We start from the raw sequence: 9184 nt of genomic DNA, 5'->3' as shown, positions 1-9184 counted from the left end.
TCGGCGCCGAAGCCGCGCAGCGTCAGGCTCTTGCCGGTGATGGTGGAGGCGCCGGGGCGGGTGCCGGCAGCGGCGCCGGCGCGGGCGCGGGGATTGGCGGGGGCGCGGGCTGGGGCGCGGCGGGACTCGTCGGGGGCGCAGGATCCGGGGCGCCACCCTTGGTCAGCACATAGGCGCCGCCGCCGGCCGCCAGCAGCGCCACGCCGGCCAGCAGCGCCCATCTGGCGGCACCGCCGGATGTCTTCGGCGGCGCGGCGGCAGCCGGTGCCACGGGCGGCGGCGGGGCCGGGCGATGCTGGCCGGTGGCCAGCATGGTGGCATCGTCCAGCCCCGGCAGCTTGCCGGCGCCGGCGAAGCCGCCGAAGGCCGCCATGCCGAAGCCGCCCGTCGCCTCCGGCCCCACCACAGCACGGATCGCCTCGGCGAAGGCCGCCGCGCTCGGGAACCGGTCTTCCGGCCGCTTGGCCAGGGCGCGCGCCACCACGGCATCCAGCCCGCGCGGGGCGGTGACGGCCAATTGGCTGGGCGGCGGCGGCTCCGTCGTCTGCACCCGGTGCATCAGCGCGGAATAGCCGCCATCGAAGGGCTTCTCGCCGGTCAGCAACTGGTACAGCACCACGCCGGCCGCCCAGATGTCGGCCCGCGCATCCACCGGCTCGCCGCGCAGCTGCTCCGGCGCCATGTAGCTCGGCGTGCCCATCACCGTGCCGACCTGCGTCATGGTCGAGCTTTCGATCCGGGCGATGCCGAAATCGGCGATCTTCACCTGGCTGCCGCCCGGGCCTTCCCCGGTCAGCATGATGTTGGCCGGCTTGATGTCCCGGTGCACCACGCCGCGGCCATGCGAATAGGCCAGGGCGCCCAGGATCTGTTCCATCACCCGCACCACCTGCGGCACCGCCATGCGCTCGCCGCGGTCCATCACGCCCTTCAGCGTGCCGCCCTCGACCAGCTCCATGACGATCCAGGCGGTGTCGGCATTCTCCCCATAGTCGAAGACGCCGACGATGTTGGGGTGGGAGAGGCGGCCGGCGGCCTGGGCTTCCCGGCGGAAGCGCGCATGCGCCTCCCGCGCCTCGGCATCGTCGCCGGCGGGAAGCCGCACCAGCTTCACCGCCACCCGGCGCTCGATCATCCGGTCGAAGGCGTCGATCACCTTGCCCATGGCACCGGCGCCGAGCGTGCCGCGCGCCTCGTACTTGCCCGCAATCTCGCTCGGCAGCATCGGCCCCTGCTCTCCCTCACCGCGCCCGGGTGAAGAACCACTCATAGAGAAGCCGGGGCGAAGCCGGAAGCGGCACCCGCCGTTACGCGCCCGTGCGTTCCAGCACCAGGTCGCAATGCTCCAGCTGCGGCATCCGTTCCGCCGCCACCGGCTCCAGCCGCCCATCGCGGCCGATCCGCCGGGCGGTGAAGCCCATGGCGGCGATCCAGCGCGCCAGTTCCGCCACATCGCCGCGCGCCGCCAGCATGATGGGCGACCATTCCATGACGATGCCGAGCGCGGGCGAGCGTGCGATCAGCGCCGTGGCGCCGCGCAGTGCCAGGCCCTCGGTGCCTTCCACATCCATCCGCAGCAGGTTCAGCGCCGGAACCGCCGCCAAGGCGTCGTCCAGCCGCTGCGCCGGGGTGGTGAATCCTTCGGAGTAGTTCGGCGCGGCCACCGCGATGGCCAGATGGGCGCTGCCGGTCTGGATCGGGTCGGCGGCGAAGCGCACCTCCCCGGGCTGATCCAGGATCGCCACCTCATGCAGCGTCACCCGGCCGGACAGGTCGTTGCTGGCCAGGGTGCGGCGCAGCAGCGGCAGCACCTTGGGATAGGGCTCGAAGCTGTGGATATGGCCGCGCGGGCCGATCGCCTCCGCCATCACCAGCGTGTGAAAGCCGAGGCTGGCGCCCAGCTCCGCCACCTGCATGCCGGGCTTCAGACGGGCGCGCAGAACCGCCTCCACATGCGGCTCCCACCGCCCGCTCACGATGATCTCCGGCGTCATGCCGGCATCGTCGCCGGGCAGGAATATCTTGCGGCCGAAGTGGGTCAGGGCCAAACCCACCCCGCCGCCCAGATAATACCAGTCGCCCCGATGGCGGGGCTTCGCGCGCAGCAGGGATGACAGCTTGTCGACCATGGACACCCGTTCCGGTTCCGACCCCCATCGCATCCGGGACGAGGCGGCGCAACCTGTGATGGAAGTCACGATCGCCCGGCTCGGCAGCGCCGGGGATGGCGTGGCGGAAACGCCGGAGGGCGCCGTCTACCTGCCCGGCACCCTGCCCGGGGAGCGGGTGGCGGCGCGCCTGGCCGGCAGGCGCGGCGAGGGCCTGGCGGCGGAGGTGGTGGAGATCCTGGCGCCGAGCCCACACCGCGTGACGCCCCCCTGCCCGCATTTCCTGGTGGAATGCGGCGCCTGCGCGCTGCAGCACATGGCGGTGCCGGCCTATGCCGCCTGGAAGCGGGACAGGCTGGTGGAGGCGCTGGACCGCGCCGGCCAGCCGGATGCGCCGGTGGCCGACATCGTCCTGGCGCCAGCCGGCACCCGCCGCCGCGCGGACCTGGCGCTGCGCCGGCTGCAGGGCGGGGCGATGGCGCTGGGATTTCATGCGCGCGGCAGTGCGGCGGTGGCGGACCTCGTCACCTGCCATGTGCTGGACCCGGCGCTGGTGGCGCTGTTCCGCCCCCTGCGGGAGATGCTGCGGCGGCTGCCGGCCCTGAAGCGGGAGGGCTCGGCCGTGCTCAACCTGCTGGACAGCGGGCCGGACCTGCTGCTGCGGACGGATGGGCCGCTGGACGCGACGCAGCGCGCCACGCTGGCCGCCTTCGGCACGGCGCATGGCATCCCGCGCATCGCCTGGGCCAGCGGCACCGGCCTGCCGGAGAATGCGGCGCAGTCCGGGCCGGTGCGGCTGATGCTCTCGGGCGTGGCCGTGGCGCCGCCGCCCGGCGCCTTCCTGCAGGCCGCTCCGGTGGGCGAGGCGGCGATCATCGCCGCGGTGCAGGACCGGCTGGCGGCGCAGAAGCTGCCGGTGCGGAGCCGCGTGGCGGATCTGTACGCCGGCATCGGCACCCTGTCCTTCCCGCTGGCCGCCCGCCACCGTGTCGCGGCGTATGAGGGTGATGCGGCGGCGGTGGCGGCGCTGGATGCGGCAGCGCGACGCGAGGGCGGGCGGGTGGAGGCGATCCGCCGCGACCTCGCCTATCGGCCGCTGCTGCCGGCGGAGCTGAACGGCTTCGGCGCCGTGGTGCTGGACCCGCCCTATGCCGGGGCGGTGGAACAGGTGGCGCAGATCGTCCGCAGCAAGGTGCCGGTGGTGGTCTATGTCTCCTGCAACCCGGTGGCGCTGGCGCGGGATGCGGCGGTGCTGGTGAAGGCCGGGTTCAAGGTGACGGGGGCGGTGCCGGTGGACCAGTTCCCCTGGTCGCCGCATCTGGAATCGGTGGTGGGCTTCCGGCGCTGAGCCTTAGCCGCAGCCTGTCGGCCCGACAGGGCCAGGCGCGGGGACAGGCGGCGGCGGCGGCGCTACAGCTTCGTCTCGCCCGGCCCAACAGCAGGAGCCCACCATGACCACGCCCCCGAAGACGCTGCCTGCCGCCGCGCTGAACCGCATCAGCGGCGGGGTCTATGACGGCTTCGTCGAGGACCAGGACGGCACCGCGGGCGCCGACAGCCTGCGCGGCAGCGGCGGGCGGGACATGCTGTTCGGCCATGGCGGCGACGACACGCTGCTGGGCGGCAGCGGCAACGATGCCTTGGATGGCGGTGCCGGGGCCGATCTGATGGCCGGCGGCGCGGGCGACGACCTGATGGAGGGCGGCCGGGGCGACGGCGCGGCGGACCGCCTGCATGGCGGCGAGGGCAGCGACCGCTTCTTCTGGCAGCCCGGCGACGGCAACGACGCCTTCGACGGCGGCGACGGGCGCGACACGCTGTGGCTGACCGGCGTCGGCATGCCGGGCCTGCTGGCCGGGCTGCAACTGGACGACCCGACCGTGCGGATGCATGTCGACGGCAACCAGGTGAGCTTCACCGACATCTTCGGCGAGCCGGTCGGCGTCAGCGGCAGCGTGACCCTGGGCGGCGAGCGGCTGACCTTCGCCAGCATCAGTTTTTTCACCGCCCCCGGATGAGGCCGGCCGCCGCCGGATGCCGAAAGATCGTTGCGGCGGAAGCCCGGGGCTTGCAACCGGAAGCGCGCATCCAACCTGACCGCAGCAACGAAGCAGGAGGCTTCCCATGGATCGCCGTCACTTGATGCTGGGCGCCACCGCCGCCCTGGCCGCGCCGGCCCTGCTGCTGCGCGGGGCGCCCGCCCTCGCCCAGGCCGCGACACCGGCGCCGCTGCGCCAGGCGCCGGGCTTCTTCCGCTTCCGCCTCGGCGGGCTGACGGTGACGATGCTGCATGACGGCAGCCGCGCCATCCCGCTGCAGGGCTTCGTGCGCAACGCGCCGCTGGAGCAGGTGCAGGCCGTCCTGGCGGAAAGCTTCCTGCCCACCGACACGCTGCGCATCCCCTTCACCCTGACCTGCCTGGAGACGCCGCGCGGCCTGGTGCTGTTCGACACCGGCAATGGTCCGCAGCAGGCCGGCGCGCCGGTGGGGCAGCTGATGGCGAACATGCGCGCCGCCGGGCTGGACCCGGCCCGCGTCACCACGGTGGTGGTCAGCCATTTCCACGGCGACCACATCAGCGGCCTGCTGGCCGCCGATGGCACACCCGCCTTCCCGAATGCCGAAATCGTGGTGCCGGCGACGGAATGGGCCTGGTGGACCGACCCGGCCAATGAAAGCCGCAGCCCGGCCCCGCAGCGCGGCACCTTCGCCAACACGCAGCGCCGCTTCGCCCCCTACCAGGGCAAGGTCCGCCAGTTGCAGGCCGGGGCGGAGGCGGTGCCGGGCGTGACCAGCATCGCCGCCTTCGGCCACACGCCGGGCCACACCGCCTGGCGCATCGCGGATGGCAGTGAGCAGATGATCTTCCTGGCGGACCTGACCAACCGCCCCGAATTGCTGGCCCGCCGCCCGGGTTTCCATATCGGCTTCGACTTCGACCCGCAGGCGGCCGAGGCATCCCGCCGCCGGCTGTTCGACGAGGTCTCGACGGACCGCATCCGCGTCAGTGGCTACCACTACCCCTTCCCGGCCGTCGGCCATGTGGGCAAGGAAGGCGAGGGCTACCGCTTCGTGCCGACGGACATGGCGGCTGCGCTGTAGCCGGCGGGGGCGCGGCGCTTCAGGGGCGGGTGGCGGCGAGAACCTCCGGGTTCACGCAGGCATCCGCCGGCAGCGCCTCGCCACGCAGCACCGCCAGCACATGGGTGGCGGCGGCCAGGGCGGTGGCGCTGCGGGCGACGGTGGTGGCCGCGCCCATATGCGGGCTGAGGATGACGCGCGGCGCGCCGACCAGGGGGTTGCTGCCGGGCGGCGGCGGCTCGGTGGAGAGCACATCCAGCCCGGCCCCCCAGAGGCGGCCGGCCTGCAACGCCTCGGCCAGCGCGGCCTCGTCGATCAGGCCGCCGCGGCCGGTGTTCACCAGGATCGCCTCCTCCCCCAGCAGCGCCAGTTCCGCCGCGCCGATCATGCCGCGGTTGTGCGGCGTCAGCGGGGCGTGCAGGGACACGACATCGGATTGCGCCAGCAGGTCCTGCAGCGAGGCGGCCTGGGTGACCGGCGCGATGTCGCCGCGCCGCGCCAGGTTGGGGCTGTAGGCCGCGACCTTCATGCCGAGCGCCAGGGCCATGCGCGCCAGGCCCTGGGCGATGCGGCCATAACCCACCAGGCCGAGCCGCCGGCCATGCATTTCCAGCCCCAGCCGGGTGCGTTCCCACCCCCCGGCATGGGTCTGGGCATTGTGGTAGGGGATGTTGCGCGCCACGGCGAGCATGAGCCCCAGCGCATATTCCGCGACCGACTGCGCATTGGCGCCCACCGCGGTGACCACCGGGATGCCGCGCGCGGTGGCCGCCGCCACGTCGATGAGGTCGTAGCCGACCGCGGCGCGGGAGATGCAGCGCAGGGTCGGGCAGGCGGCGATGACCTCCCCGGGGATGGGCAGGAAGCGGGAAATGACGCCCTGCACCGGCTGCGTCGCCAGCTTCGCGGCGAGTTCCGCCCGGCCGCCCTCGGCGCTGACGAAATCGACGGTGCAACCGGCGGCCTGCAGCAGCGACAGGCCGCTGGATTCCAGCCGCGGGGCGGTGACGAGGATGTGGAAGCTCATGGCTTCCGAATCGCCCGCGTGGCGCCGCCGGTCAATACGCCTGCGCGCCCGAACCGCCCTGCCCCGCCAGGCGTTTTCCTGGTCCCGCAGGATGCGGCGGTGGAGGAGACCATCAATGGCGAACCAGCAGGACCAGAAGCAGGGCAGCAGGCACGGCGCCGAGGGCCAGAAGGGCGTGTCCCAGGAGACGGTGGGCGCGGGCAAGGAGAAGGACCCCAACAACTTCGCCAACGACCCGGAACGGGCGGCGGAAGCCGGGCGCAAGGGCGGCCAGTCCCGCGGCAAGGGCTGAACGGCAGGGCCGCGACGCTGCAGCCGGGTGACAGGGTCACCTGGAACAGCAGCCAGGGCGAGGTCCAGGGCGAGGTGGTGCGGCGGCAGACCAGCCCGACCCGCATCAAGGGCCACAAGGTCGCAGCCAGCCCGGACAGGCCGGACTACATCCTGCGCAGCGACCGCACCGGCACCGAGGCGGCGCACAGGCCCGGGGCGCTGCGGCGGCGCTGAGGCTGGCCAGAATCGGGCGCAGCGCGCGCCCCTCACCCGACCCTCTCCCCCTGTGGGTGGAGAGGGCCCTGGCGTCAGGCGGGCTGGATCACGTCGCCGGGGCGGATGGTGCCGCCCTGGATGATCCGGCAGTTCAGGCCGGAGCGGTTTGTCAGCGGCTTGAACAGCTTCCGGCCCAGCAGGTCGTCCAGATACTGGCAAGGCACGTTCAGGCGGCCGCCGAACAGCACCACCTCCCCCACCCGGAAATGCTGGCCGACCAGGTGGTTCAGCGGCACGCCGCGGACCGTCAGGTTGCGCCGGCTTTCATGCGGCGCCAGTTCCAGCCCATGGTCGCGGCGCAGCGCCTCCAGCGTCTCCACCTCGATCAGCGTGCATTGCCGGTCGGCATGGGGCTTGTGGCTGTAGGTGCCGCTGCCGGTCGCATAGCGGTCCCCTTCGATGCCATGGCCCGGCACCAGCAGCGCGGCGGGCAGTTCCTCCATGGGCTGGGAGGCCGCGCGCGCGATATGGGTGGACAGCAGGATGCCGCGCCAATCGATGCCCTGGGTCATGTCGCGCTCCTCCGGCGGAAGGTGAGAACCAGCACGTCGCGCCAGGCCGGCCGCGTCGCGTCGTGCGGCACAACGGGGGTGACGCCGTGCAGGATGCGATGGTCGTCCAGCAGCACGGCGTCCAGCGGATCCGTCAGGGTGAAGGCGCCCAGGCGGCCTCCATCGGGGGTGGCGATCTCGGTCACGCCCTCATCCACATTCTCCCGCCGCACCAGCAGCACCAGCACCCAGTCCACGCCGTCCCGGTGCATGCCCTCCGGCGTCGGGCGGCCTTCGCTGCCGGGCGCGGCCTCGATGCGGAACTGGTGCGCTTCCACATGCCAGTCCTGCGCGCCGCCGGCTTCATCAAAGGCCTGGCGGGCCCAGTTGGCGATGCCGGCGAAGGCCGGGCCGGCGGTGACGGCAGGGGGGACCGGCTCGAACCACCGTTGCACGCCGCCATTCAGCGGGTTGTGGTCCCGCGCCTGGTAGTGCGGTGCATCGGCCTCCCGCACCAGGCCCGGCTGGCCGGCGCGGGCGGCGAGCACGGCATGGCGCCGCCGGCGGTAGCGGCCGCCATCGGCCATGTGCCGGTCCAGCGCCATGCCGTCCCAGCTCGCCGCGAAATCCGGCCAGGCGGCCAGGGCGGGGGCTGGCAGCAGGGCGGCGGTGGCGGCGGCGGGCAGGTGGATGAAGCCGCCCTCGGTCAGGGCGGCGGCAAGGTCGGGGTGCATGGTGCGGATGGTAGAGGCGCCGCCGCCGGCCGGCGATGCGCGAATTGGTCATTCCCGCCCTGCGGCACCGAATGGCGCGCCGTTCTGGCTGGCATGCGAGGGGCTGGAATAAATATTTTCCCCGCGTGGGTCCTCAGCAGGCCCTGCCGGCCCGGCTGCGCGGAAAACGGGGTATTTCCCGGGCCCCTGCAAGGGTTCGGGAAATATCACAACTGTCACATTCGTGGATGCGCCCCCCGCATTTGCGTTTCGCCGAGGCGATCTCCATCTTGCTGCCAAGGCCGAGGAGACAGGTCCAGGATGCGCCTGGGCCGCGACTTGGTGAGGTGCCCCCGGGTGCCGTCATCATCGCCCTTTGCCGCAACGAAAACAGCAGGATCGCATGTCTCCCCCTCGGGCTCGGGAAGCCCTTACCTACGGCCGGATCGGCAAGGCCCATCTGGACATCGTGCACAGCATCGACCTGGATGCCGGACAGGTTGAAGACTACCTCGGCCCCCTGCCCGAGATTCTCGACACGGTGCGCCGTGGACCGGCGCATGCGCTGACGGGGATCCACGCCGGCGGGCACCTCATCGGCTTCCACATCCTCCACCCGGATCGCCGCGATGCCACCTGCTGGTGGCTGGGCTGGTTCATCCTGGCGCGCTCCCACCAGGGCGGCGGGCTGGGCCGCCAGGTCCTGGCCCGCATCATGGCGACGCTGCGCAACCGGCCTGGCTGCCGGCGCCTGCGCCTGATCGTGGTACCGGAGAATGCCGGGGCCATCGCCCTCTACCGCAAGATCGGCTTCCGGCTTGTCGACACCCTGCCCGAGACGGGCGACCTGGTGATGGAGATCGCCCTGCATCCGGCCGCCGCCCCGGCGGAGGATGCGGCCGCGGTGGAACAGGGACCGATTGCCGCACGGCGGCGGCGTTGGCGGATGCGGCTGCGGCCGCGGACCGGGCCGCATGCGGCGCGGATGATCGGGGTGGAGCGCGGGCCGCCCGCGGCAGCGGCCCTGCCCGGACGCCGGCTGCCGCAGCCGGCCGGCGGCCCCTTTCGGGGCTGAATGCCCGGCCGGGCCCTTGGCCTGGACGGGCTTGTTTGGTGTTGGGGTGGTGTTTCCAGGGCGGGGTGTTCCCCGCCCTGGACTGGTTCAGGGGATGCGGTTCAGAGGATGAAGTCGCTGGCGAGCAGCGTCTTCAGCCC

Annotated in this window: 11 protein-coding genes; 6 read left to right on the top strand and 5 right to left on the bottom strand. The window is 73.0% G+C overall.

Going from position 1 to position 9184, the window contains the following annotated elements; genetic code table 11:
• Positions 1 to 22: 22 nt before the first annotated feature.
• Complete coding sequence (locus tag HEQ75_RS28960; RefSeq protein WP_168035213.1) at positions 23 to 1225, bottom strand: serine/threonine-protein kinase; 1203 nt, start codon at positions 1223 to 1225, stop codon at positions 23 to 25.
• 82 nt (positions 1226 to 1307) lie between these two features.
• The gene (locus HEQ75_RS26915) at positions 1308 to 2129 is read right to left on the bottom strand and encodes an FkbM family methyltransferase (RefSeq protein ID WP_168035212.1); all 822 of its coding nucleotides are present in this window, start codon (positions 2127 to 2129) and stop codon (positions 1308 to 1310) included.
• Between the two features lie 58 nt (positions 2130 to 2187).
• Here HEQ75_RS26915 and HEQ75_RS26910 point away from each other — a divergent pair, with 58 nt between their 5' ends.
• The 3 genes from HEQ75_RS26910 (at position 2188) to HEQ75_RS26900 (ending at position 5210) form a co-directional block, all read left to right on the top strand.
• On the top strand, positions 2188 to 3456 hold the full coding sequence (locus HEQ75_RS26910) for a class I SAM-dependent RNA methyltransferase (protein WP_168035211.1): 1269 nt from the start codon (positions 2188 to 2190) through the stop codon (positions 3454 to 3456).
• A gap of 103 nt (positions 3457 to 3559) precedes the next feature.
• The gene (locus tag HEQ75_RS26905; protein ID WP_168035210.1) at positions 3560 to 4126 is read left to right on the top strand and encodes a calcium-binding protein; all 567 of its coding nucleotides are present in this window, start codon (positions 3560 to 3562) and stop codon (positions 4124 to 4126) included.
• Between the two features lie 106 nt (positions 4127 to 4232).
• The gene (locus HEQ75_RS26900; RefSeq protein ID WP_168035209.1) at positions 4233 to 5210 is read left to right on the top strand and encodes an MBL fold metallo-hydrolase; all 978 of its coding nucleotides are present in this window, start codon (positions 4233 to 4235) and stop codon (positions 5208 to 5210) included.
• A gap of 19 nt (positions 5211 to 5229) precedes the next feature.
• On the opposite strand, the gene HEQ75_RS26895 is transcribed toward HEQ75_RS26900, so the two are convergent.
• Complete coding sequence (locus HEQ75_RS26895; protein ID WP_168035208.1) at positions 5230 to 6216, bottom strand: NAD(P)-dependent oxidoreductase; 987 nt, start codon at positions 6214 to 6216, stop codon at positions 5230 to 5232.
• Positions 6217 to 6331: 115 nt separating this feature from the next.
• Here HEQ75_RS26895 and HEQ75_RS28610 point away from each other — a divergent pair, with 115 nt between their 5' ends.
• Both HEQ75_RS28610 and HEQ75_RS28605 read left to right on the top strand, forming a co-directional pair.
• Positions 6332 to 6508, top strand: coding sequence for a KGG domain-containing protein (locus tag HEQ75_RS28610; RefSeq protein ID WP_168035215.1), 177 nt, complete (start codon positions 6332 to 6334; stop codon positions 6506 to 6508).
• Entirely contained in the window at positions 6505 to 6723 is a 219-nt protein-coding gene (locus HEQ75_RS28605) for a hypervirulence associated TUDOR domain-containing protein (RefSeq protein ID WP_168035214.1), read from the top strand. Before HEQ75_RS28610 ends, HEQ75_RS28605 begins: the two co-directional genes overlap by 4 nt.
• Before the next feature lie 74 nt (positions 6724 to 6797).
• Here HEQ75_RS28605 and HEQ75_RS26880 read toward each other — a convergent pair whose 3' ends face one another.
• Together HEQ75_RS26880 and HEQ75_RS26875 are read right to left on the bottom strand one after the other, a co-directional pair.
• On the bottom strand, positions 6798 to 7277 hold the full coding sequence (locus HEQ75_RS26880) for an MOSC domain-containing protein (RefSeq protein WP_168035207.1): 480 nt from the start codon (positions 7275 to 7277) through the stop codon (positions 6798 to 6800).
• Positions 7274 to 7990 carry a 2OG-Fe dioxygenase family protein gene (locus HEQ75_RS26875; protein ID WP_168035206.1) on the bottom strand — a complete coding sequence of 239 codons (717 nt, stop codon included), beginning with the start codon at positions 7988 to 7990 and terminating at the stop codon, positions 7274 to 7276. The genes HEQ75_RS26880 and HEQ75_RS26875 overlap by 4 nt, the downstream gene beginning before the upstream one ends.
• A 382-nt stretch (positions 7991 to 8372) precedes the next feature.
• Between HEQ75_RS26875 and HEQ75_RS26870 the strand changes: the two genes are divergently transcribed.
• Complete coding sequence (locus HEQ75_RS26870; protein WP_168035205.1) at positions 8373 to 9044, top strand: GNAT family N-acetyltransferase; 672 nt, start codon at positions 8373 to 8375, stop codon at positions 9042 to 9044.
• Positions 9045 to 9184 lie beyond the last annotated feature (140 nt).

The organism is Falsiroseomonas selenitidurans, from assembly GCF_012103215.1.
Classification (GTDB): Bacteria; Pseudomonadota; Alphaproteobacteria; order Acetobacterales; family Acetobacteraceae; genus Falsiroseomonas; species Falsiroseomonas selenitidurans.
Note: the sequence above shows the minus strand (reverse complement) of the source record. Positions and strands in the feature narration are given on the sequence as shown.